Here is a 23404-nt window from a genome sequence, read left to right on the forward strand (position 1 = left end):
CCTGTGTTCGAAAAAGATTATTGCGCCAACAGAGCCCGGTTGACCCGACGCCGTGCAAGACCGTTGGCGAGGATCGCCAGTGCGGCAATGAAGGCCGGCACGCTCAACAGGGCGAACAGCAACGGCAGGCCCAACCCGAGACTGAGCACCGCACCACCGATGAGAGAACCAAAGATCCCGCCGAAACGACCGATGCCGAGCATCCAGCTGACGCCCGTTGCACGGAAATCCGTCGGGTAATAACCGGGGGCAAACGCGTTGAGGCCCGTCTGCGCGCCGCTCATGCAGAAACCGGCGGCGATCACGCCAAGCGCCAGCAAGCTCGATTCCAGGCTAAAGGCCCCCAGCAGCAGGATAAACACGCCACCCAGCGCATAGGAGGTGGCGATTACGCCGTTCGGGTTGCGTCGGTCCATGATCCAGCCCACCACAATCGCCCCGACAGTACCGCCGATCTGGAACAGGCCGGTGATGGTGGCTGCCCGCTCGATGGACAGACCGCCTTCGCGCAACAGGGTCGGCATCCAGCCCATGGTCAGGTAGATCACCAGCAGGCCCATGAAATAGGTCAGCCATAGCGCCAGTGTGCCGGCCCGATATCGTTCGGTGAACAGCATGCGCACCGGTGCCTTGTGCTGAGCCTGGGGTTCGGCGAGGGTGAAGTCAGTCGTTGCCGTGAATTTGCCCCCAAGCTTGTTCAGTACTTTGGCGATCTGGGCGGCGGGTGCATTGCGCGCTGCCAGGAAACGTGCGGACTCGGGCAGAAACAACCAGAGGAAAGGCAGCAGCACCATTGGCAGAATGCCGCCGGCCAGCAACACCGATTTCCAGCCATACAGCGGAATCAACCAGGCTGCCAACAAACCACCCAGTCCCGATCCCATGTTGAACCCGGTAAACATGATGGTGATGAACAGCGAGCGATTGCGCTCTGGCAGGTACTCGGCAAGCAGTGTGGTGGTATTGGGCATCGCGGCGCCCAGGGCCACACCGGTCAACAGGCGCAAGGCCGCCAGCTCATAGGGGTTACGCGCAAACGCACACGCCAGGCTCAACACACTGAACCCCGTCACGGCCAACAGCAGCACTTTCTTGCGCCCCACACGGTCAGCGTAAGGGCCAGCGGTCAGGGCACCGATGGCCAGCCCGACCATCCCGGCACTCATGACCGGGCCAAAAGCGGCTTTGGACAACCCCCACTCCTGTATCAGCGATGGCGCGATAAAACCCATGACCGCGACATCGAGGCCATCGAAAAGCACAATGAAGAAACACAGGCTCATGATGAGCCACTGGTACCCGGCAACCGGTCGGTTGTCGATCCACGCTTTGATGTCGACCGTTTCGTGACTCATGCTTTTACCTTCTTGTTTTTGTAGAAGTACCGTACGGCCTGGAGATCGGTGCAAGCCAGAGGCCGTCCGACAGCCGAACATTGGGCATGACTTTAAAGCCGCAGTTGTCTGCGGCGCCTCTGGGAAATCCTTAAACAGGTATCTGTTTTTCTTATCGGATGACGTGCAGCGGGTCATTACGCGGCCAAACGGCGTGGCTTCAAGGCTCAGGACGGTGCCAAATGCACAAGAGCGGCTTTCTCGATTGGCAACCGCGCCTTACCCAAACCTCAGCTGGTGCGGGTCTTGCGCCCTGGTGCCCGGCCAAATGCTAATACCCATAAATAAAATCGATACCTGCTTAATGACTTCACAGAAGACGCTCGGCGAGCGCGTACCTTAAGGTCGAAGCCACTGCCTTGACGGCGGTAGTGGTAATTGACTTGTCGCTGCACATACTAATAAAAGAAGGGTTTGAACATGACTGACACTCGCTTGTCCCGTCGCTCGCTGCTCAAAACAAGCACCATTGTGCTGACAGCCGGCGCCGCGCTTGGCCTGCCGACCCTGAGCCAGGCCTCACGCAGCAGCCTGCAGAGCGCAGACAATGAAGGCACCGATCAATCGCCAGGTACGGTTATGGATTCCCAACTGCTCAGTCTGTTTTCTCAACCCAAGATCGATTGCCACCATCATGTGATCGACCCTGTGCAGTTCCCCTATCCCGCCGACTCCACCTACCAGCCGGCAGGACCCGAGATCGGTTCAGCGGCGTATTACGCACAGGTCATGCAAGCCTATGGCATTCGCCATTCCGTGGTCGTGCAGCCGACCTCGGCTTATGGCTTGGACAACAGTTGTCTGCTGGAAACGCTGGCTCGCGGCAACGGTCGCCATAAAGGTGTGATCGTGGTCCCGAACGACGTCTCCAGCGAGACCCTCGCGCAGTACAAGGCACAGGGTGTCGTCGGTGTGGCGCTCAATGCTGCGCTACTGGGTCCCGATCGCTTTGTGAAAATCGACGCGCTGATGGGGCGCTTGGCTGAGCTTGACCTGTATGCACAGATTCAGGTGAAGGACGATCAGTTGCTGGCGCTGTTGCCCTTGTTGCAGCGCACACGGCCCCGTGTGCTGATTGACCACTCCGGCCGACCCGATGCCAGTGCCGGCCTGCACCAACCGGCCTTCCAGGCATTGCTGTCGCTGGCCGGCAACGGACGTACCTTCGTCAAACTCTCGGGGCTGTCGCAATACTCCAAAGAGCGTTACCCCTATGCCGATGCCAAGCCCTATCAACTGGCACTGCTGCAGGCGTTCACAGCCGAAAACTGTATGTGGGGCACGGACTGGCCGTTCTTGCGTGCGCGTCAAAACATGGAATTGGGCACCGTTCTGAGCAACTTCGGCGAAATGTTCCCCAATGCCAGTGACCGCCAGCAAATACTGTGGGAGACCCCAAGACGTCTGTTCGGCTTCACCGCCTGACTCCACCTGTCACGGGGCAATCGGCCTGCCACGGTTGGGTATCTCGCGTGCCGCCAATTCCCGCAAGCGCATTGGCCGGGGTGGCACAACAGGCTCACAAGAACCAGTCAACCCAGCGATAACAAACGGCGCGCCCGACCGAGCACAGGCGCGTCGACCATTGCCCCGTCCACTTTGAACGCCGCTTCACCGGACTCGGCCGCGCTGACCACGCGGCGTGCCCAGGCCATTTCTTCAGCGCTGGGCGCCAGCGCCGCGTGCACGACAGGCACTTGTCGCGGGTGAATGCACAAGGCTCCCCCCATGCCCATATCGCGGACACGCTGCATGGCGCAGGCCAGTCCCGCGTCATCTTCGAAAGCCGGATAGACACTGTCCAGCGGCGGTTCCAGAGCGTTGACCCGCGAGTGCAGCAACAGGGCATAACGGGTCTGGTCGAACACGGCTTCAGCCCCGCCACTACCCGCCTTCAACCCCAGGTCGAGGGCAAGATCCAGTGCCCCGAACGTCAGGCGCTGCACACCGCGGCACGACGCAATTGCACCGATGGCCAGCACGCCCTGCGCGCTTTCGATGATTGGCCAGACCGGTTTGCCAAGCGCCGTGACTTCGCTCACTTGAGCGGCTGATTCGGCCTTTGGCAGCAATATCCCGACCACACCAGGGTGCTGGCGACAGTGTTCAAGATCGGCCTCATGCTCCTGGGTTGCGCTGGCATTGATCCGCACCCAGACCCGCGCCTCCGGATGCGTGTTGAAATACGCGGCAAGCTGCTCACGGGCCAGCGCTTTGTCCTGCGCTGCCACGGCGTCTTCGAAATCGACGATCACGACGTCGGCACCACTGGCCAGCGCCTTGGCAAAACGCTCAGGACGATTGCCCGGCACAAACAGCGCCGAGCGAACAAACAGTCTGGACATCGACATTCCTCTTTCAGTCGTTCTGGACAACGCCGGTTTCGTTCAGGCGCTGAATATCGTCGGTGCTGTAACCCAGCTCACCCAGCAGGCTACGGCTGTGCTGACCCAGTCCGGGGACTGGCGCCATGTAAGGTGAAAACGCATTGCTGCTGGCGGGTGGCAAGAGCGTCGGCAGAATTCCCACCGGGCTCGCGACCTCGGTCCAGCGGCCCCTGGCCTTGAGCTGCGGATGCGCCCACACACCGGCCATGTCGTTGACCTGCGCATTGGCGATCTGCGCGGCATCGAGCCTTGCGATGATGGCGGCGGCGTCCAGCTGCGCGAACACCTCGACAATGATTGCGCACAAGGCCTCACGGTTGGCCGAGCGTTTGAAGTTGGCCGAAAACCGAGGGTCCTCAATCAGCTCGGGACGCTGAAGCACGGTTTGACAGAACTTCACCCATTCACGTTCGTTTTGCAGCCCGATCATCACCGTGCCGTTGTCACCGGTCGGAAACGGGCCGTAGGGGTAAATCGTCGCGTGGGATGCCCCGGTCCGTTGCGGTGGCTCGGCGTCTTCAAAGGCGTAGTACATCGGAAAGCCCATCCACTCCACCAGGCTTTCCAGCATCGACACTTCGACACGACTGCCCTGCCCGGTTTTGTCACGCAGCAACAGTGCCGACAGAATCCCGGTATAGGCGTACATGCCGGCGGAAATATCGGCAATCGAGCAACCGGCCTTGGCCATGCCCTCCTGCGTCGCATTCCCGGTCACGGACAGAAAGCCGCTTTCGCTCTGGATCAGCAGGTCGTAGGCTTTCTTGTCCTCGTACGTGCCACCTTCTCCATAACCGGAAATGTCGCAGACAATCAGTTGTGGATGGCGCTCATGCAACGCCTCGAACGACAGGCCCATTCTTGCAGCGGCGCCCGGCGCAAGGTTTTGCACCAGGACATCGGCTTGCTGCAACAGTTGTTCGAGAATGACCTGGCCTTGCGGCAGCTTGAGATCCAGCGCGATGCTTTCCTTGGAGCGATTGGTCCAGACAAAATGCGAGGCCATGCCCCGCACACGCTCGTCGTATCCACGGGCGAAGTCGCCGCTGCCGGGTCGCTCGACCTTGATTACCCGTGCCCCCAGATCAGCCAATTGACGCGTGCAGAACGGCGCCGCGATGGCGTGTTCGAGGCTGACCACGGTGATGCCGTCGAGGGGGCGTTGTTTCAGGTTTACACTGTTCATTGGGAAAGCGGCCGGTGTACGGGTATGGCTCATCGATTTCCCCCCTTAAAAACTGCGTGGCAGGTCGAGTAAATGCTCGGCCACATAAGACAGAATCAGGTTGGTGGAGATGGGCGCAACCTGGTACAGCCGCGTCTCGCGGAACTTGCGTTCCACGTCGTATTCGCAGGCAAAGCCAAAACCGCCGTGGGTTTGCAGGCAGGCATTGGCCGCTTCCCAGGAGGCCTTCGCCGCCAGGTACTTGGCCATGTTGGCGCTGGCCCCGGCGTTGATGCCGCTGTCGTATTCCTCGCAAGCGCGCCAGCGCATCAGGTCCGCCGCTTCGATTTCGATATGCGCCTCGGCAATCGGGAACTGCACACCCTGGTTCTGCCCGATCGGGCGGCCGAATACCACCCGGTCACGGGCATAGGCGCTAGCCTTTTCAATGAACCAGCGACCATCGCCAATGCACTCGGCGGCAATCAGGGTGCGTTCGGCATTCAGGCCATCGAGGATGTACTTGAAGCCTTTGCCTTCTTCGCCGATCAAACTGTCGGCGGGGATCTGCAGGTTGTCGAAGAACAGCTCGTTGGTCTCGTGATTGACCATGTTGGCAATGGGTTGCACGGTCAGGCCGTTACCGATGGCCTCGCGCAGATCAACGAGGAAGATCGACATGCCTTCGGATTTTTTCTTCACCTCGGCCAGGGGTGTGGTGCGGGCCAGAAGGATCATCAGGTCCGAGTGCTGGATGCGCGAGATCCAGACCTTCTGCCCATTGATCACATACTTGTCGCCCTTGCGCACGGCCGTGGTCTTGATCTTGGTGGTATCGGTGCCGGTGGTCGGCTCGGTGACGCCCATCGATTGCAGGCGCAGTTCACCGCTGGCCAGCTTCGGCAGGTAATAACTTTTCTGCGCCTCACTGCCGTTTCGCAGCAAGGTGAACATGTTGTACATCTGGCCGTGCACGGTGCCGGAATTGCCGCCGCAACGGTTCACTTCTTCCAGGATCACCGACGCTTCGGCCAGGCCCAGGCCCGAGCCGCCATATTCGGTCGGGATCATCGCCGCCAGCCACCCGGCCCGGGTCAAGGCGTCGACAAAGGCCTGCGGAAAGCCTTTTTGCTCATCGATCCCGCGCCAGTAAGCGGCATCGAATTCAGCGCACAACGCCCGTACACCTTCGCGGATGGCATTGAGTTCGTCACTGTTGGGATTCATCGGTAGTCCTCGGTTCTTGTTATGGAATTGCCAGGGGTTGGCAAAAAATCATTCGAAAGTCAGTTCGGCGCGCTGGGCGATTCCGCCGGCGTCACCCGCCCAGAGTTCAGCTCTGCCGGGGGCGGAGAGGCGCCCGCCGACGATGAAGGGGTGTGGCGAAATGAGCGGTCGGATGCCGCGATATTCAAAGCTCCGGATCCGCGCCTGCGGGTTGGCGCGGCAGAAGGCGAGCAGGTTCAGGGTGGCAATCAAAGGCCCCTGCACCACCAGACCGGGGTAACCCTCGGCTTCGGTGACATACGGCCAGTCGTAATGGATGCGATGGCCGTTGAACGTCACGGCGCTGTAGCGAAACAACAACGTCGCGGTGGGTGTAATCGACTCTTGCCAGCCTGCCAGGGGCAACGCTTCGCCACTGGCGGGTTTGGGCGGAGTCGGATCGCGGTAGACAATGTCCTGCTCCTCGCGAATCGCCAGGCGCCCGTCCTGCACATATTCGTGACGCAAGGTCGCAAACAGCAGCGAACCGCTGCGCCCGGATTTTTCCTCGATGTTCAGCACGGTTGTGGTGCGTGTCGCTTCGGCGTCGACGCGCAGCGCCTCAAGGAACTCGACCCGTCCACCCGCCCACATCCGATTGCGAGGGTGTGTGGGCGGCAGAAGGACGCTGCCGGCCGGGTGGCCATCCTTTCCAAGCGCCGGTTCTTCCACGGCGGGCTGAAAGAATGCCCAGTGCCACAATGCAGGCAACGGCTGGCCCGAATGGGGTGCCGATTCGCCCAGGGTAGCCGCGATCCGTTTGACCAGGCTTGCACTCAAGCGCTCTGTGGTGTGTTCGGTGCGCCCGATCCAGGCGGCGTAGGGGGAATCACTCATGGACGTCATGCACAAAAATCCTGTCAGGGTGCGTATGTCCCATGCTCGGAGTTTCGCGCTCTGCGCAAAACTCCCCGGTTCGGGGGGGCGTCAGCAAGCAGGTGAAATTGGGCGCCCCCCTGGTGAGGGCGGTGCGCCTCGGATCTTCGCGAGCAAGCTCGCTCCTGCAGGAGCAGGCCTGCTCGCGATGGACGTGAACGAAGACGCGAGAATCCGATTTGCGCTTCAACCTTCGAACTGATTGAGTGCGCGGTACAAATCGTACGCCAGGTACCGCGACTGCCTGTCGCGCATGACCTTGACCATCGCCACCTCCGGGTCGCGGCTGAAAAAGACCCGGCCACGTTGGCTGACCAGGTGATCGAGCAAACGCTCTTTCTCGCCGATCAGGCATTCGGGATTGCGGTCATACCCGCTGGTGACCGCCAGCTCCAGCCAATGGCTGCCCGGAATCAGGTCGCCGGCGAACAGCACCGGTCCGCCGGGCATGGCGATTTCCGGAAGCAACTGCCCCGGTGTGTAGCCATCGCTGAGATGAAACTGCCAACCGCTGCCAAGCAGCTCGCTATCCGTCCCCTTGAGCAACGTCAGGCGACCGCTGCTTTCAAGTCGGTGGAGCACGGGCGAAATAAACAGTGCCCGATCACGCGGGTGCGGACGGCGGGCGCGCTCCCAGTGACGCTCGCCAACCAGGTAACGGGCATTGGGGAACAGCAGACGAGGCATTTCTCCGTCTTCGATGGCGCCCAGCAGTTGCGCCGATAGCCGGGCATGCAGGTGAACCAGCACCACCACATGAATATCGTCTTCGCCCAGGCCCTGCTCGGCCAGCGAATCGAGCAAGCCCTCGGGGGGCTTTTGACAGCGGCACGTCCGGGGCATCGGGGCCAGCAATGCTTCACTGCCCGCCAGCACCAGTATGTTCTTTCCGTCCTGTTCTACGAGCAAGGCGCGCGAAGCGAGTTTGATCTGGTTGTCGAGATCGGGGTTGACCCAGTCAGACCAGCTCGAGCGCGGTGTGTTGCCGAACATGACTCCGCCATCGAGCCTGCGACCCGTACCGACCAATGCAGAAATACGACGGTTCATTGCGCGTTTTACCTTGAATGAAGATGACGTTCGAAACTCCTTTTCCATGCTATGGACATCCCGCGTCTGTCGCGACGGCCGAAGGAACGAAGTGACCGATGAAGCGAACATCGTCCGAAGGAACGTACGGTAGAGGGAGGTTGAACCGCTTGATTTTGCTACTCGCCGATCACCGGCAATCGGAGGATTGTGGCTGAATTTACCGGGATCACCGACATGCCTGGCCTCCTCGCCACCCGCTGCCAGGCGTCTGCCACAGACCGCCACCACCTGCTGCGCGACACCCTGACCGCCCTTGCGGCCTATGAGCGCGGCGACCTGCAACAGGTGGCGCAATGGTTGGCTGACATCCTGCCCAAAGCCCGGCAGATTGGCGCAGATGACGCCCTGGTCATCAGTCATGTGCTGATGGCGCGCCTGGCGCTGCTTGGCGGTGAAAGAGACACCTGGCTACGCTATCTGCTGGAACTTGAACGGTTCGGTCAACAGTCCGGTTCCCTGCGTGTCCAGTGCTCGGCCTGGCTGGAGCGCACCCGAGTGGCGACGCTGAACAACCATCTGGATGTGGCGCAACAAGCCTTGCAAACGGCAGAAAACATCAGCCACCAGGAGCCCTCCAACCCCTTGCAGCCTGCCAACGAAATCGACAATCCACTGATCGCCCGCCAACGCCTGCGCATTGCCCAAGGCAATCACGGCGTTGCAGTCGACGAGCTGCTCGTAGCGATCCAGAGTGCGCGCCTGAATCAGCATCGACACTTCGAAATCAAACAGCATCTGCTGTTGGCCATGGCCCAGGACGGACTCAACCACACCCGCCTGGCGATACAGGCACTCGACCACGCTCTGTACCTGGCGGGCGATGAAGGTGGCATGCAGGGTTTTATCGACGAAGGTGAGCCCTTGGCGGCGTTGTTGCGACGTTGGGTGGGCTATCAATGCAAACACCCTGATCAGGCCATCAATCGGAATTTCATCACGCGCTTGCTTTTGCGCTTCGGTATCGATTTGGTGCCCGGAGACACTCAATCGAACGAAAACGACCTCTCTACGACGCTGACCGAAAGGGAACTACAGGTGTTGCACTTGTTGGCCGTCGGCCATCGCAATCGCGCGATCGCCCAGAAATTGTTCCTCAGCGAATGCACGGTGAAAACCCACTTGCACAGGATCAACGTGAAACTGGGGGCTCGCAGCCGTACCCAGGCAGTCGCTATTGCTCGCACCCGGGGTTGGCTGAGCTGACGCTCAAGACATTGGTTACGCGTGCTGTGCAGGAGCGGCCCACCTTGCGTCGGAAGATCAAAAAATCGCAGCCTCCGGCAGTTACGAAGTGCCCGAAAGGCATGATCCCCTGTAGGAGCCGGCTTGCCGGCGAAGGCGTCCTCGAACAGCGGTGATGTGCAGAACCGTCGGCCCGGCTGTTTAGCGGATACCCGCGTTGCGCAGCGCAGCCGGGGTGAAGTCCGCCATTGTCGGCTGGTAGCTGTAGTCGGTGCCGCGCTTGTTCTCGTTGCCCAGGTTCGACACCAGATAACGCCCGGCAATCAGGTCATAGATACCGATCCCGGCATAGACCGCAACGCCCTGCTGGTAATCGTTGACCAGATGCCCCTCGCTGACCCGCCACAATTGACCGCGACCGTCGTATTGATCGATTTCCACGGCCGCCCAAGTGTCTTCATCGAAGTACATGTGACGTTTGGCATAGATATGCCGCTCACCAGGCTTGAGCGTACCTTCCACTTCCCACACCCGATGCAGTTCGTAGCGAGTCAGGTCCTGATTGATATGCCCGGGCTTGATGATGTCGGCGTATTTGAGCTTCGGCGATTGCAGCAAGTAGTTGTTGTACGGAATGTACATCTCTTTCTTGCCGATCAATTTCCAGTCGTAACGGTCCGGCGCGCCGTTGTACATGTCGGCGTTATCGGCCACGCGCATGCCGTCGGCCGCCGTGCCCGGACCGTCATAGGCGACTTGCGGTGCACGTCGTACCCGACGCTGACCGGCGTTGTAGGCCCAGGCCATACGCGGTTCCTTGACTTGATCGAGGGTCTCGTGGATCAGCAGCACACTGCCCGCCATCCGTGCCGGTGCCGTCACGGTCTGCTTGGCATAAAACAGGATATTGGCGCTTTCCTCAGGCTTGGCATCGGCCATTTTCCACGGTAACCCCGCTGCGATTTCGATCTGCACAATGGTGTAGTCACCATTGGTCTGCGGGGTGGCCTGGGCCTGGCGGTTGATGAAGTTGGTGCCCCGTGAACGGGTCAGGTGGTTCCAGACCACCTCCAGGCCATTCTTCGGAATCGGGAAGGCGTAGTAGTGCGATTGTTCGAAGTTTTTCAGCGCGTAGCCATCGTTCGCGGGTTCGGTGGTCACCGCGCTTTTCTTCGCCGCATCGTAGACCTCCTGCGGCGCCGATGCCGTGCGCTGGGTCTTGTACACCGGAATCTTGTAGGTGTCGGGGTAACGCACGAACATCGCCAGTTGCCCGGCCGTCAGCTTGTCCTTGTACTGCGCGGCGTTAGCGGCGGTGATCACGAATTGCGGCTTGTCACCTTCGAACGGGTTGCCGAGAAATTCATTGGTCACCGGTGCAGCGCCAGGCTTCAGGCCACCGGTCCAGGCAGGAATAGTGCCACTGGCGTTGCCGGCCTTCTCGCCCCCCAACGGCGTCAGCGTGGTACCCAGTTGCGCGGCTTGCTGCGCAGAAACAGCAGCCATGATGCTGGTCGATAACAGACTCAACGCGAGTGTGCCGCATGCAACAAGAATGATTTTTTTCATGGTCTCGATCCTTTGCTGTGGGCTATCAGAAGTTCACGCCGACGCTGAGCGCAACGTAGTCGCGATCACCGTTGGTGTTGAAATGGCCGCCGAAGTAATCCGTGTAGCTGAGGCTGGCGGTGTACAGGTTGGCGTAGTCGGCATCCACCCCGAGGCTGACGGCTTTGAGGCCCTCCTCGAAGTTCGGGCCATTGCCGTCGACGTCATGGGACCAGGCGATGTTCGGCGCCAGGTTCACCCCGGCGAACACGTTCGGGTAGTCGAGTCGGCCGCGCAGGCGATAACCCCAGGAATCGGTGGTATAGAAACCGTGGCTGTTGCATTCCTGCTGCGGATTGCTCGGACGGGTGACACCGGCAGCGGCACCGGGTACCTGACTCTGCGTTCCGACGCAGGTTTGCGGGCCGGTCGCACCGACGCCCGCGCCGGTCGCCAGTGCGCCCGCACCGAAAATCGTGCTGCGGCCAAAACGCAAGTCAGTGCCGTCGGAATCGCCCAGACCGTTGATGCGGTTGTAGCCCACCTCGCCGACCAGGGTGAAACGACTGGCGCCCATGACCTGATCGAAGAAGCGTGTGGCGCTGAACTGGGTCTGCAACACCGGCATCCGTACGTAACCGTCGAGGGGTGCGCCGGCAACATTCTGCGACAGGCCGGCAACGAACGACGGCGAGTTCTTGTTGCCGGTCGCCGCCAGATTCAAGTCGGCGCCGTTGAGTTGCAGCGGCATGTTCGGCCGATAGCTGACTTCGCCGCCCAGCGAGGTGCCGAGGGCGTTGGTCGAGAAGCTCAGCCCGTAGAGGCGGATGTCCTCGGGATACACAACGTGGTAGGTCGCGGTGCGGATCGAATTGATCGCGCCCGGCACCGTCGCCAGGCCGGCTCCAGTGTTGGTGGTCACGGTGGCGCGGGTGAAATCGAGGTTCGGGTTACGGCTGTGGTAATTGAGGAAGTAGGCGCCGAACTCGGTATCGTTCAAGTCCGGGGCGAACCAGCGCAGGGCCACGCCGAACTGGCCGCTGTCACGGGCATCCTTGGTCTTGGTGCGGGTCACATAGGCGTCGTCCACCCCGCCGCCCTGTGCTCCGGTCCCGGCGACAGCCAATCCGGATTTGCTGTTGGTGCCCACGCCCGGCGGCAGGTCGAGGCCGGCGATCACCGCACGGTCGTTACAGCCTTCAGGCGTGAGGTCATTGCCGAAGAAGGTGCCGCAATTGTCGATCACCGACGGCGCCCATTCGATCTGGTAAAAAGCCTCGGCGGTAACGTTCTCGGACAAGCCCTGGGACACGTACAGCATGTTGACCGGAATCAGGCCTTCCTTGACTTCGGCACCCGGGCGCCGCAGGGCCGCCACATCAATCGGGTTGATGCTGTTGATCGAGTTGCCGATGAAGGTGCTTTCGCCCCAGCTCACCACCTGCTTGCCCAGGCGCACGTTGCCCTGCAATTGATCCAGCGTGTAGTTGTGGTAGACAAAGCTGTCGAGAAACATCGCCCCGGACGATTTCGCCGCACGCTGGCGGCCGTGATCGTCGATGTCATAGAACGGCCGACTCTCGTCCATCAGCTCGAAGTCGTACCAGTACTTGCCGCGCACGAAGGCGCCACTGTCGCCGTACTTCAACTCCAGGTCATGCACGCCTTTGAAGATCTTCGAGAAGGTTTCGCCCTTCTTGAAATTCAGCCGATTGTCGTCGTTGGTCCGCGACGAGGCGTTGCCCCTGACACCTTGCGAATTGAAGTTGGAAATGAAGTCCGGGTCGGGTCCGCGGACGGCCCAACTGGCACCCACCGACAGCGACGAATCGAAACTGCCCTCAATCTCACCCATATCGAAACTTACAGCGTAAGCCTGCGCGCTAATCCCCAAGGCAACGGCTGCTGCCAGCAGATGCGGTTGAAAGACTGCGCACTTTGTTGTTTTTGTCATGCGGCTCCCCGAACTACGGTTTGTGTTGGAGCGCCAACAGTAGGGAATGTGCCATCACTCGGGACATTCCCTGATGGGGTGATTTCGGATTACCCGTGTGGGTAATCACGGGTTGATCGTCGATACAAGAAGTAACGTTGGCGGGCTTGCGATGTGTGGGGCAGTCTTATCAACCGAAAAGGGTATTGCCGGCGCTGGTCAGGCTGCGGATGCTTTAGCGCAGTTACCGTTCAGTCATTAGCCTGCTGTGGACTAGAACGCGGCGCATTGCCCTGTGGTCCGGGAGACCGAAATGTCGCAGTCCCTTTCAGCCATTTCCCTACAGTCGCGCAAGCCGGTCAGCCTGGCGTCCGAGGAAGCGCCCAGTCCTTCCTCTCGGTTGTTACCGCGCCAGCATCTGGTGGCGCAGTTGCTGGAGAAACCCCGACGCCTGCGTTTGCTTTGCGCACCCGTGGGGTATGGCAAAACCTCATTGATCAGGCAATGCCTGTCCCGGTCCGCACCGGCGCCGCTGATCCTGCAACTCAATCTGGCGGGTCAACCCTTGTGCCTGGCGCGGTTTTGCATGCGCATCGCCGAACTGCTCGGCGAGCTGGCGCAACCCGTCGTTACCGGTTCCGCGCTGCTGAGTGCGCTTGAAGGCTTGAAAGAACCATGCACCCTGGTCCTCGACGACTATCTTGCCGGGGCCGATACGGCACTCGATGCGTGGATCGACCACCTGCTTGTGCACTCCTCCGCCCCCATTGAACTTTGGGTCAGCTGCCGACGACGCCCGACCTGGAACCTGCCGCGCCTGCTACTCGAAGGTCAATTGCTGACGCTGGACAGCGAGGCACTGGCTTTTTCCCGTCAGGAGTCCGACGACCTCGTGTATCTGCTGGCCCCGGCGACGACGCAAGCGGGCCTCGACGCGATCTGGCAACAGGCCTGGGGCTGGTGCGCAGGCACACGCTTGTTGCTCACCTCCCCGAGCGCCGCTCAACCGATGCTGTACGACTACCTCGAGCGCGAACTGCTGTCACACCTGAGCGCCGAGCAATGCAGCCTGCTGTGCGGTCTGGCGTATTTGCCGCGATTTTGCCAAGCCCTGTGTGCCGAGCTTTGGGAAGAGCTTCATGACAAAGCGTGCCTTCATCAATTATTGATGTCCCATGCGTTCTTCCAGGCACTGGACAGCGATGGCCAGTGGTATCGCATCCTGCCGGCAGTCGCTCAGGCACTGCAGGGCAGGATGGACGCAAGCGCAGTCAATCGATTGCGCTTGCGCGCCTGCCGTGGCCTGAGTGCGAGCGGTTTCATCGAGGACGCCATCGACCTGGCGTTGAGTGCCGGTCGCGCGGATGTCGCCGCCAACTACATGGCGACACTCAACCCGAGCTGGCTCTTGTCCGGGCGCAATTTGCAGAGGCTGCTGGACTGGCGCAAGCACTTGCCGGCCCGCTTGCAATCAAGCACGCCGCAGCTGGTAGTACTCATCGCCTGTGCCTTGATGATGAACATGCGGCTGAATGACGCGCAGGCGGCCCTGGAACAACTGAGTCAATTCCTGCCGCAACCCTCGGCACAACAGAACCGTCGCCTGCTGGCGCTCTGGCAAGCCTTGTCGGGTTCAATCAATGGTCTTCTGGGCAACTGCACCCAGGCCATGGAGTATTGCCAGGCCGCGCTGGAGCATCTGGGCGAGGATGAGCAACATCTGTCGTTTGTCTGCACGGTCATCCTTGCGCGCATGGCCATGAGCACCGGCGCGACTGTTCAGGCTCAACAGATCCTGATGCTCGCCCTCGAAAAGGCGCGGCGCCAAGGCAGTCTGATCCGGGAGGTGCAGGTCAACACTCAGCGTATTTGCCTGATGATTTTGTGTGGGGAAAGCGATCTGGCCGAACGGTTGTTGCAGCACAATCTGTCGTTATTGCAGGCCGATGGCAATCGGGATGTGATGCTGCTGGGCCGTCTGCTGGTGTTGCAGGGCAAACTGCATCTGCAGCGCGGTGAGCAGGACTGTTGCGAGCGCACCCTGAAGCAGGCGTTGCAGCTCCTTGGCGCCCACAACCTGTCCATCCTGCACGCACTGACGGGCCTCTCGCAAGTGTGCGCCTGCCGGGGCGATTTCCAGCAGGCCTTCGCTTTGCTGCAGGACGCCGAACGCCACATGCAATGCGCCGATGCCCAGGAAAGCAGCTACCGCGCGGTGCTCAATCTACAAACCCTCAGCGTGCTGATCCATCAGAAAAACTGGAAACAGGCGCTGCTCATGGCGCAGATGATCGAACAATATCTGCGAGGCTCCGCCGCTCGCTTGACCTGCGTGTATGTGCCGTCGCTGGCGGTGCACAGTCAGCTGCTATTAGCCATTGTCGAACAGGGCATCGGCCAGTCCAAAGACGCCGGCAGGCGCCTGGAGACCGTGCTGCGCGAGTGCCGTCGCCTGAACTTCCACGGGCTTGAGGCAAAGGCGTTGCGCCTGCTGGATGACCTCACCCGGGACACTGGCGCGTCGCACCCGGCCCGGCAGCCGACGCGAAACAACGGCACCTTCAATCTGGTCGTCAGCGAAGCCAGAGTGGTCCCACCGCGCCAATCGGCCGTCAGTACCAAGCAACATGAGCAGCTCACGAGCCGTGAGATGGCCGTACTGGAACTGCTCGCCGAAGGTTTCTCAAACCGGGAGATCAGCGAGCGCCTGTACATCTCGACCAATACGGTCAAGGCACACATCAAGCACATCAACAGCAAGCTGGGCGTAACCCGGCGCGCTCAAGCGGTGATGCGCGCCAAGGCGACCGGTGTATTGGTGTGACACAGCACATGGGGCGCGTCTTCAAGGCAATCGAGCAGCCCTCGCGCCCTGGCGATGGCGGCGGCTTGCGTCTGGCCGTGAGCGCCCAGCTTGCGGAAGAGATTGCGCAGATGCACTTTCACCGTGTACCCGGAAAGTCGCAAATTGTCCGCAATCGCACTGATCGGATAGCCCTGAGCGACCAGACGGACCACTTGCTGTTCGCGCTCGGTGAGCACAGAGCACGCTTGTCCAACGTCGCTGGGCAGTCCAGGCGCGCCAGCCAATCGCTTGAGCAGATCACCAATAAACCCCGGCTCGCCCCCTCGCGCCCGGAGTGTCCGGGCGCAGCGTTGCAACAGCGCCTCAAGGCAGGCCCCTTCTTCGACAAAGGTGCTGCGCCAGCCCTCCTCGCTGGCAAACGGCAACAGCCCGGTGAGTTCTGCCATTGCCGCTTCGTGTTGTGCACTGCCCTCAAGGGCCACGGCGAGCAGCAAACGCAGCTTGAGCTTGCGGCGCAAACGACCCTGCCCGTGTGCTTGCGCAATTTCCGGGCGTAACGTGCGAAGCGCCAGGTCAAAGCGTCCTTGTGCGATGTACAGGCGCACGCGGGCGACGGTGGGCGTGTCGACGTCGTTGGCGTAGTAAAACGCCTGCGAACGCGCCCAATCGCCGTATCTGTCCACGTGAGTCAACGCCTGAGCAGCCGCAAGCACACGACCTTCCAGCGTCGCCATACGCGCACGCTCAATCCAGACCGAGCACTGGCTGCGTCGGCATGCCCGGTCATGGGCAGCTTGCATAAGCGTGGCGAGGTGGCGTCGACAGATGGCCCCCTCACCTCGGGAGTAGGCGATTCGGGCCATCAGGATATGACTGACGATCAGTGCGTCCGGCGGGCTGTCGTCCGGGATGTGAGGCTGGGTTCGCGCGAGCAGGTCTTGTGCCTGATCCAGCGATCCACTTTCGTAAAGCACAAGGGCTCGCATGACGTTGGGCAGCAAGCCCGCCAACGCGGTGCAATCTGGAACAAAACACTCCAGGCGCATACGGGCCGATGCCAGCCCCCCTTGAGTCAGGTCGATGAGGCTTTCCATCGCCGTCGCCGCAGGGGGTACGCCGCCGGTGCCGTGCTGCGCGGCATGCCCTATCACTTGGGACAGCCTGCGCCTGGCCGCGTCGAAACGTCCGAGGGCCAGCAGGTCACAGGCTGTCTTCATGGCCGTACGCTAGGGTTTCCAGACAGCCGCGAGATCGTTGATGTCGAGTGCCGCCATGATCCTGGCCGTATGTTCACCTCGCTCAGGGATCGCTCCTGGTACTTCAACGCGGCCATCGAAACGGGGCGCGGGACTGGTTTGCAAAGCACCGTCGCGTTCAAAGTACACGCCCCGCTCCACCATGTGCTGATGCTGCGACGCCTCACGCGGGCTCAGTACCGGCGCGAAGCACACGTCACTGCCTTCCAGCAATTGGCACCAGTGATCGCGGGGCTGGCCGGCAAACACCTCGGCGAGCAAGCCGCGCAGTTCTTCCCAGCGGTTCATGTCCCACTGTTTGGCGAAACGCGGATCATTGTCCAACCCCAGTTTTTGCAACAGCAACGCATAGAACTGCGGCTCCATTGAACCCACCGCCACATAGTTGTCATCGGCGCAGCGATAAGTCGCATAGAAATGCGAGCCGTCGTGCACGCTTTTACCGCGCTGTTCCTTGAGCAAGCCTCGACCCTGCAGCGACAGCATCAGCTGCATCATGTGCGCCGAACCGTCGACGATGGCTGCGTCGACCACTGTGCCCTTGCCGGTCTGCCGGGCATTGAGCACGCCTGCAAGCAGGCCGATAGTCAGGTACAGAGCGCCGCCGCCAATGTCGCCGATCAGTGTGATTGGCGACGAAGGTGCCTCATTGACGGTCCCGCTGTGATGAAGCGCACCTGACAGGGCGATGTAGTTATTGTCGTGACCGGCGGCACTGGCCAATGGACCGCTCTGCCCCCAACCGGTCATGCGCCCGTAGACCAGGCGTGGATTGCGTGCCTGACAGTCCTGCGGACCAAGGCCAAGACGCTCCATGACGCCGGGGCGCATGCCCTCGATCAGGACATCGGCGCTCTCGATCAGCTTCAGGACCAGTTCGCGACCTTCAGCGCTTTTCAGGTCCGCAAACACCGACCGCTTGCCACGGTTGACCGGGTTGGCCGTGTGGCTCGCTTGCCCGCTGATCGACTTTGACTCTGCGCGCTCGACCGCTATGACATCGGCCCCCAGATCGGCCAGGTGCATGGCACAAAAGGGTCCCGGACCAATCCCGCAAATCTCTACGACCTTGATACCTGAAAGCATCTCTTCCCCCATTTGTAGTGACATGGCAACGGACGCTGAAGCCCTGTGCACCAGCGCTGATCGTAGTCGATACCCTAGCAGAGCCCCCTGAAAATCGTGCCCCCCGCTTTGGGGGGCTATAGGCTGGAAAAGACAGGGCTACCCTAGGCCTTCCTCTTCAGGCAATAACAACAACAGGAAGGAAGAAAACATGTTTGCTCTACGTTCGCATTGGGCACTTCTGGCGAGTCTACTGACCGTCCCGGCACTGGGGTGGGCCCAGATCGCACCCGGCAACCCTTACCTGGCGCAGTCCTACAACAACCAGACCCACTGGAACGACGGGGCCTCGGACAGTACCGACATCGCCGTGCCGCGTGGCACCTTCAAGATGACACCGGACGCCTACCGTGTTTTGCCCAACGAATCGGGGAGCCTGGTGCAATACAGCGACAAGGTCGGCGATACCGACCTTTACTGGTTCTGGGCCGGCTTTTCCCTGCGCAAGGTGAAGATCGAAGACGACTTCAAGTTCACCGAAGTGGCCCGCGTCGACCTGCCGGTCAAGCTGCCGAACTACCAGCCGGTCACGCCTGAACAGCGTTTGCAGCAAGCGGCCCAAACCCGCAGGTTTCTTGAAGCGAGGGACGAAAAGGGTTTGCTCGACTACATGACAGCCCAACCGAACCGCATGCTGACCGCTACCGCCGATCAAGTCATGGGGGGGGCGATCTACTCACTGCTGACCCGTGACGATGCCTTCATCGGCGCCAGCGCCCGTCGAGTGTTCCGCATTGACCAGAACGATCAGAAGGATCCGGCGTCCGGCATGCAGCTCACCCAGGAAGTACAGCTTCCGGATGCGCTGTTCGACAACGAGAAGACCAAGCGCGGCGTCAACGTTCCCGTGGACGTCACCTTCGGCATGGGCATGACCCAAAACGGCTACCTGGTGATCAACACCATGGGCGGCGTGGTCGCCACCCTCGATCGCACGACACTCAAACTGATCGACAGCTATCGCGTTGAAGGCAGTGACGAACTGTTCCTCAACTCCTTCGCCACCGGGCCGGAAGTCGATGGCGGTGCGGTGTATGTCGCATCCAACCAGAACATGTACCGTCTGGTGGTCGACAAGCAAGGCAAGCTCCACGCCGACGACGCCAGTGGCGCCTGGAAAGCGCCTTATGAACGCGGCTCGCGCTTTACCTCGATCAAAATCGGTGACGGCACCGGCTCGACGCCGACCCTGATGGGCTACGGTCCAGAGGAAGACAAGTTGGTAGTGTTCACCGACGGCGCAAACAAGATGAACCTGGTCGCCATGTGGCGCGACGGTATTCCGACCGGCTGGAAGCAAAAACCGGGCACCGGGTCACCGCGCGTTGCCGACCAGCGTGAAGTCGACATGGGCCCGACCATCCCTACCGTGCAATCGGAACAGTCGGTGGCGGTGTATGACGGTCACGCGTTTGTGGTCAACAACATCCCTGCCGTGGAAAAACCGGTCCTGTCCAAATCCGGGTACTACGTGACCATGCTAAACGGCATGACCCGCCCTGCCCCGAGTGGCGTGGCAATGTTCAAATGGGACAATGGCAAGCATCAATGGAACAGCCTGTGGACCCGTGAAGACGTGGGTTCGATCTCGATCGTGCCGATGATCAGCGGTGGCAGTCGCATGGCCTTGATCAATGGCTTCTATGCCGGTCGGCTGGGTGAAGGCTTCCACATCGGCATGGATCTGGACACCGGCAAAACCGTGCTGGAAATCGCCACCGGCAGCGACCCGGTGTTCAACGGCATGTACGCGCCGATGAAAGTCGATAAACAGGGACGGTTGATGTATGGCATGGCCTTCGGCATGGTCTTGATGGACACCAGTCGCATGCAGAAAGTCGACCAGGTGGCCAAGAGCGAGTAACTCGATGGCGGGATGTCGTTGACGCTCATCGCATCCCTTCCTCAAAAACGCCGGCCCTTCAATGAAAGGCCGGCGTTTTTTTGTGCCTGTTATCTGCCTATCAAATACCTGTAGGAGCGAGCCTGCTCGCGAAGAACTCACGCACACCGCGTTAATCCAGGATGCCCGCGTCATCGTTGACGACCATCGCGAGCGCGCTCGCTCCTACAGGTGAGCGTATTCCCCTGTAGGAGCGAGCACGCTCGCGAAAAACCTGAGCACGCCGCGTTTTTCCAGCATGCCCGCGTCATCGTTGGCGACCATCGCGAGCGCGCTCGCTCCTACAGGTGAGCGTATTCCCCTGTAGGAGCGAGCACGCTCGCGAAAAACCTGAGCACGACGCGTTTTTCCAGCATGCCCGCGTCATCGTTGACGACCATCGCGAGCGTGCTCGCTCCTACAAGTGATCGTATTCCCTGTAGGAGCGAGCACGCTCGCGAAAAACCTGAGCACGACGCGTTTTTCCAGCATGCCCGCGTCATCGTTGACGACCATCGCGAGCCTGCTCGCTCCTACAGGTGAGCGTATTCCCCTGTAGGAGCGAGCACGCTCGCGAAAAACCTGAGCACGACGCGTTTTTCCAGCATGCCCGCGTCATCGTTGACGACCATCGCGAGCGCGCTCGCTCCTACAGGTGAGCGTATTCCCCTGTAGGAGCGAGCACGCTCGCGAAAAACCTGAGCACGCCGCGTTTTTCCAGCATGCCCGCGTCATCGCTGACGACCTGACCGCGCATAAAAAAACCGGGCGCAAGGCCCGGTCAAAACAAGTAACCCGGTTGGCGGTGCATACTCTAAGGCATGCACCGCCAGAGGGATCAAGTGCGACCGTACAGGGTCACCACGCATGCACCACCCAGGCCCAGGTTATGCGCCAGCGCGACATTCACCCCTTCGACCTGACGTTTGTCGGCATTACCTCGCAATTGCTGAGTCAACTCATAGCACTGCGCCAGACCGGTCGCTCCCAGCGGATGTCCCTTGGACAACAGGCCACCGGAGGGGTTGGTCACGACCTGGCCGCCGTAGGTGTTGCTGCCTTCGAGAACAAATTTTTCCGCGCCGCCGACATCGCACAGGCCCAGGGCTTCATACGTCAGCAATTCGTTATGGGCGAAGCAGTCGTGCATTTCAGCGACCCGGATGTCCAGCGGGTCGACACCGGCCTTCTCATAGACTTCCCTGGCAGCCCGTTGGGCCATGTCGAAGCCGACGACTTCGATCATCGAACGGGTTTCGAAGCAGACGGGTTTGTCAGTGGTCAACGATTGCGCGAGGATCACCACATCGGTGCGCAACCCATGCTTTTTGGCGAAAGCTTCGGAACAGATAATGGCGGCCGCCGCGCCGCAAGTCGGCGGGCAAGCCATCAGGCGGGTCATCACACCCGGCCACATCACTTGATCGTTCATCACGTCTTCGGTGGTGACCACTTTGCGGAACAATGCCAACGGGTTGTTGGCGGCATGACGACTGGCCTTGGCACGGATCGCGGCAAAGGTACTCATTTGCGTGCCGTACTTCTGCATGTGCTCACGACCGGCGCCACCGAACATGCGCAGCGCGCTCGGGATCTCTACATCAGAGGTCAGTTCGTCGATCACCGACTGGGTCTTGTGCGTGGTCGCGCGCGGGCGGTCATCCCAATGGCCTTTCAGGGCACCTGGCTGCATCTGCTCGAAACCGAATGCCAGGGCGCACTCGACCGCCCCGCTCTCCACCGCCTGGCGTGCCAGGAACAGCGCGCTGGAACCGGTGGCGCAGTTGTTGTTGACGTTGATCACCGGGATGCCGCTCATGCCCACTTCATAGAGGGCGGCCTGACCGCTGGTGGAGTCGCCGTAAACGTAGCCGGCATAGGCTTGCTGAACCAGTTTGTAATCCAGACCGGCATCCTGAAGGGCCAGACGAATCGCTTCGCCGCCCATGTCGATGTAAGTACCGCTGGTACCAGGCTTGACGAACGGGATCATGCCGACGCCGGCAATGTAAGGTTTTTGCGACATTGTTCTTCTCCAGATTCAGTGAACGGGACACAGGGGACAGCCGTCCGCCCTCTCAAGAGGACGGACTGCCATTGCTCAAAGGATTTAGCGAATACCGGCGTTGCGCAGCGCTGCCGGAGTGAAGTCATTCATGGTCGGCTGGTACGCGTAGTCGGTGCCACGCTTGTTTTCGTTACCCAGGTTCGACACCAGATACCGCCCGGCAATCAGGTCATAGACCCCCATCGCGGCATACACGGCGACACCCTGCTGATAGTCGTTGACCAGGTAACCTTCGCTGACCCGCCACAGTTGGCCGCGACCGTCGTACTGGTCGATTTCCACGGCAGCCCAGGTGTCCTCGTCGATGTACATATGACGCTTGGCATAAATGTGGCGCTGGCCAGGCTTGAGCGTGCCCTCCACTTCCCAAACCCGATGCAGCTCGTAGCGGGTCAGGTCCTGGTTGATATGGCCGGGCTTGATGATGTCGGCGTATTTGAGCTTCGGCGACTGCAACACGTAGTTGTTGTAGGGAACGTAAACTTCTTTCTTGCCGATCAACTTCCAGTCGTAACGGTCCGGTGCACCGTTGTACATGTCGGCGTTGTCGGCCACGCGCATGCCGTCGGCAGCGGTGCCCGGACCGTCATAGGCCACTTGCGGGGCACGACGCACGCGGCGTTGCCCAGCGTTGTAGGCCCAGGCCATGCGCGGTTCCTTGACCTGATCGAGGGTCTCGTGAATCAACAGCACACTACCGGCCAGACGTGCGGGCGCCGTCACCGTCTGCTTGACGTAGAACAGGATGTTGGCGCTGTCCTCGGGCTTGGCGTCGGCCATTTTCCAGGGCAACCCGGTGGCCATCTCAATCTGCACAATGGTGTAGTCACCATTGGTTTGCGGCGTGGCCTGGGCCTGACGGTTGATGAAGTTGGTGCCCCGTGAGCGGGTCAGGTGGTTCCAGACCACTTCCAGGCCATTCTTCGGAATCGGGAACGCGTAATAGCGCGACTGCTCGAAATTTTTCAACGAGTAGCCGTCATTGGCCGACTCGGTGGTCACCGCACTTTTCTTCACGGCGTCGTAGACTGCCTGTGGCGCGGACGCCGTGCGCTGGGTCTTGTACACCGGGATCCTGTACGTGTCGGGGTAACGCGTGAACATCGCCAGTTGCCCGGCCGTGAGCTTGTCTTTGTACTGCGCGACGTTGGCAGCAGTGATTACGAACTGCGGTTTTTCCCCTTCGAACGGATTGCCCAGAAAGTCGTTCTGCATTGGGGCGGCACCGGGTTTGAGGCCACCGGTCCAGGCAGGAATGGTGCCGCCGGCATTGCCGGCCTTCTCGCCGCCCAGCGGCGTCAGCGTGGTACCCAATTGCGCCGCTTCCTGCGGGGAAACAGCCGCCATCACGCTGGAAGCAATCAGGCTGAGGGTCAAGGTGCAGGCTTTGATCAGAATGCTGGATTTCATTGTTGTTTTCTCCG

The 23404-nt window shown here is 60.8% G+C and carries 16 protein-coding genes; 4 read left to right on the top strand and 12 right to left on the bottom strand.

The window, feature by feature from the left end:
* Nucleotides 1-17: 17 nt before the first annotated feature.
* Nucleotides 18-1355 (bottom strand): MFS transporter, encoded by a 1338-nt coding sequence (locus QMK58_RS16325; RefSeq protein ID WP_053159193.1) that lies wholly within the window; start codon nucleotides 1353-1355, stop codon nucleotides 18-20.
* Between the two features lie 459 nt (nucleotides 1356-1814).
* On the opposite strand from QMK58_RS16325, the gene QMK58_RS16330 reads away from it, so the two are divergent.
* Nucleotides 1815-2819: an amidohydrolase family protein gene (locus QMK58_RS16330; protein ID WP_320395040.1), complete on the top strand. Its 1005-nt coding sequence runs from the start codon at nucleotides 1815-1817 to the stop codon at nucleotides 2817-2819.
* A gap of 107 nt (nucleotides 2820-2926) precedes the next feature.
* On the opposite strand, the gene QMK58_RS16335 is transcribed toward QMK58_RS16330, so the two are convergent.
* The 5 genes from QMK58_RS16335 to QMK58_RS16355 form a co-directional block, all read right to left on the bottom strand.
* Nucleotides 2927-3739: a CoA ester lyase gene (locus tag QMK58_RS16335; RefSeq protein ID WP_320395041.1), complete on the bottom strand. Its 813-nt coding sequence runs from the start codon at nucleotides 3737-3739 to the stop codon at nucleotides 2927-2929.
* 13 nt (nucleotides 3740-3752) lie between these two features.
* Complete coding sequence (locus tag QMK58_RS16340; RefSeq protein ID WP_320396543.1) at nucleotides 3753-4967, bottom strand: CaiB/BaiF CoA-transferase family protein; 1215 nt, start codon at nucleotides 4965-4967, stop codon at nucleotides 3753-3755.
* A 45-nt stretch (nucleotides 4968-5012) separates the two neighbouring features.
* A complete protein-coding gene (locus QMK58_RS16345) occupies nucleotides 5013-6173 on the bottom strand; it encodes an acyl-CoA dehydrogenase family protein (protein ID WP_053159188.1) in 1161 nt (386 codons plus the stop codon).
* Nucleotides 6174-6221: 48 nt separating this feature from the next.
* Nucleotides 6222-7049 (bottom strand): transposase, encoded by an 828-nt coding sequence (locus QMK58_RS16350; protein WP_320395042.1) that lies wholly within the window; start codon nucleotides 7047-7049, stop codon nucleotides 6222-6224.
* Between the two features lie 225 nt (nucleotides 7050-7274).
* On the bottom strand, nucleotides 7275-8138 hold the full coding sequence (locus tag QMK58_RS16355) for an MBL fold metallo-hydrolase (RefSeq protein WP_320395043.1): 864 nt from the start codon (nucleotides 8136-8138) through the stop codon (nucleotides 7275-7277).
* Between the two features lie 216 nt (nucleotides 8139-8354).
* On the opposite strand from QMK58_RS16355, the gene QMK58_RS16360 reads away from it, so the two are divergent.
* The gene (locus tag QMK58_RS16360) at nucleotides 8355-9383 is read left to right on the top strand and encodes a LuxR C-terminal-related transcriptional regulator (protein ID WP_320395044.1); all 1029 of its coding nucleotides are present in this window, start codon (nucleotides 8355-8357) and stop codon (nucleotides 9381-9383) included.
* Between the two features lie 180 nt (nucleotides 9384-9563).
* Here QMK58_RS16360 and QMK58_RS16365 read toward each other — a convergent pair whose 3' ends face one another.
* Nucleotides 9564-10931 carry a DUF1329 domain-containing protein gene (locus tag QMK58_RS16365; RefSeq protein ID WP_320395045.1) on the bottom strand — a complete coding sequence of 456 codons (1368 nt, stop codon included), beginning with the start codon at nucleotides 10929-10931 and terminating at the stop codon, nucleotides 9564-9566.
* Nucleotides 10932-10956: 25 nt separating this feature from the next.
* The gene (locus tag QMK58_RS16370) at nucleotides 10957-12864 is read right to left on the bottom strand and encodes a DUF1302 domain-containing protein (RefSeq protein WP_053159181.1); all 1908 of its coding nucleotides are present in this window, start codon (nucleotides 12862-12864) and stop codon (nucleotides 10957-10959) included.
* 292 nt (nucleotides 12865-13156) lie between these two features.
* On the opposite strand from QMK58_RS16370, the gene QMK58_RS16375 reads away from it, so the two are divergent.
* The gene (locus tag QMK58_RS16375; RefSeq protein ID WP_053159179.1) at nucleotides 13157-15667 is read left to right on the top strand and encodes a LuxR C-terminal-related transcriptional regulator; all 2511 of its coding nucleotides are present in this window, start codon (nucleotides 13157-13159) and stop codon (nucleotides 15665-15667) included.
* On the opposite strand, the gene QMK58_RS16380 is transcribed toward QMK58_RS16375, so the two are convergent.
* The gene (locus QMK58_RS16380; protein ID WP_053159177.1) at nucleotides 15625-16866 is read right to left on the bottom strand and encodes a LuxR C-terminal-related transcriptional regulator; all 1242 of its coding nucleotides are present in this window, start codon (nucleotides 16864-16866) and stop codon (nucleotides 15625-15627) included. The genes QMK58_RS16375 and QMK58_RS16380 overlap by 43 nt on opposite strands.
* A 9-nt stretch (nucleotides 16867-16875) precedes the next feature.
* Nucleotides 16876-18015, bottom strand: a complete 1140-nt coding sequence (locus tag QMK58_RS16385) for a CaiB/BaiF CoA-transferase family protein (protein ID WP_320395046.1) — start codon at nucleotides 18013-18015, stop codon at nucleotides 16876-16878.
* A gap of 166 nt (nucleotides 18016-18181) precedes the next feature.
* Between QMK58_RS16385 and QMK58_RS16390 the strand changes: the two genes are divergently transcribed.
* Nucleotides 18182-19894, top strand: coding sequence for a hypothetical protein (locus QMK58_RS16390; RefSeq protein ID WP_053159174.1), 1713 nt, complete (start codon nucleotides 18182-18184; stop codon nucleotides 19892-19894).
* Between the two features lie 856 nt (nucleotides 19895-20750).
* Here the strand turns inward: QMK58_RS16390 and QMK58_RS16415 are convergent.
* Together QMK58_RS16415 and QMK58_RS16420 are read right to left on the bottom strand one after the other, a co-directional pair.
* Entirely contained in the window at nucleotides 20751-21938 is a 1188-nt protein-coding gene (locus QMK58_RS16415) for a lipid-transfer protein (RefSeq protein ID WP_053159173.1), read from the bottom strand.
* Between the two features lie 84 nt (nucleotides 21939-22022).
* Nucleotides 22023-23390: a DUF1329 domain-containing protein gene (locus QMK58_RS16420; RefSeq protein ID WP_320395047.1), complete on the bottom strand. Its 1368-nt coding sequence runs from the start codon at nucleotides 23388-23390 to the stop codon at nucleotides 22023-22025.
* Nucleotides 23391-23404: the final 14 nt, after the last annotated feature.

Origin of the sequence: Pseudomonas sp. P8_241 (assembly GCF_034008315.1) — a bacterium.
Classification (GTDB): domain Bacteria; phylum Pseudomonadota; class Gammaproteobacteria; order Pseudomonadales; family Pseudomonadaceae; genus Aquipseudomonas.

Excerpts from the sequence above, each read along its gene's own strand:
- QMK58_RS16325 (WP_053159193.1), bottom strand. The coding sequence starts at position 1,355 with ATGAGTCACGAAACGGTCGACATCAAAGCGTGGATCGACAACCGACCG.
- QMK58_RS16330 (WP_320395040.1), top strand. The coding sequence starts at position 1,815 with ATGACTGACACTCGCTTGTCCCGTCGCTCGCTGCTCAAAACAAGCACC.
- QMK58_RS16335 (WP_320395041.1), bottom strand. The coding sequence starts at position 3,739 with ATGTCCAGACTGTTTGTTCGCTCGGCGCTGTTTGTGCCGGGCAATCGT.
- QMK58_RS16340 (WP_320396543.1), bottom strand. The coding sequence starts at position 4,967 with ATGAACAGTGTAAACCTGAAACAACGCCCCCTCGACGGCATCACCGTG.
- QMK58_RS16345 (WP_053159188.1), bottom strand. The coding sequence starts at position 6,173 with ATGAATCCCAACAGTGACGAACTCAATGCCATCCGCGAAGGTGTACGG.
- QMK58_RS16350 (WP_320395042.1), bottom strand. The coding sequence starts at position 7,049 with ATGAGTGATTCCCCCTACGCCGCCTGGATCGGGCGCACCGAACACACC.
- QMK58_RS16355 (WP_320395043.1), bottom strand. The coding sequence starts at position 8,138 with ATGAACCGTCGTATTTCTGCATTGGTCGGTACGGGTCGCAGGCTCGAT.
- QMK58_RS16360 (WP_320395044.1), top strand. The coding sequence starts at position 8,355 with ATGCCTGGCCTCCTCGCCACCCGCTGCCAGGCGTCTGCCACAGACCGC.
- QMK58_RS16365 (WP_320395045.1), bottom strand. The coding sequence starts at position 10,931 with ATGAAAAAAATCATTCTTGTTGCATGCGGCACACTCGCGTTGAGTCTG.
- QMK58_RS16370 (WP_053159181.1), bottom strand. The coding sequence starts at position 12,864 with ATGACAAAAACAACAAAGTGCGCAGTCTTTCAACCGCATCTGCTGGCA.
- QMK58_RS16375 (WP_053159179.1), top strand. The coding sequence starts at position 13,157 with ATGTCGCAGTCCCTTTCAGCCATTTCCCTACAGTCGCGCAAGCCGGTC.
- QMK58_RS16380 (WP_053159177.1), bottom strand. The coding sequence starts at position 16,866 with ATGAAGACAGCCTGTGACCTGCTGGCCCTCGGACGTTTCGACGCGGCC.
- QMK58_RS16385 (WP_320395046.1), bottom strand. The coding sequence starts at position 18,015 with ATGTCACTACAAATGGGGGAAGAGATGCTTTCAGGTATCAAGGTCGTA.
- QMK58_RS16390 (WP_053159174.1), top strand. The coding sequence starts at position 18,182 with ATGTTTGCTCTACGTTCGCATTGGGCACTTCTGGCGAGTCTACTGACC.
- QMK58_RS16415 (WP_053159173.1), bottom strand. The coding sequence starts at position 21,938 with ATGTCGCAAAAACCTTACATTGCCGGCGTCGGCATGATCCCGTTCGTC.
- QMK58_RS16420 (WP_320395047.1), bottom strand. The coding sequence starts at position 23,390 with ATGAAATCCAGCATTCTGATCAAAGCCTGCACCTTGACCCTCAGCCTG.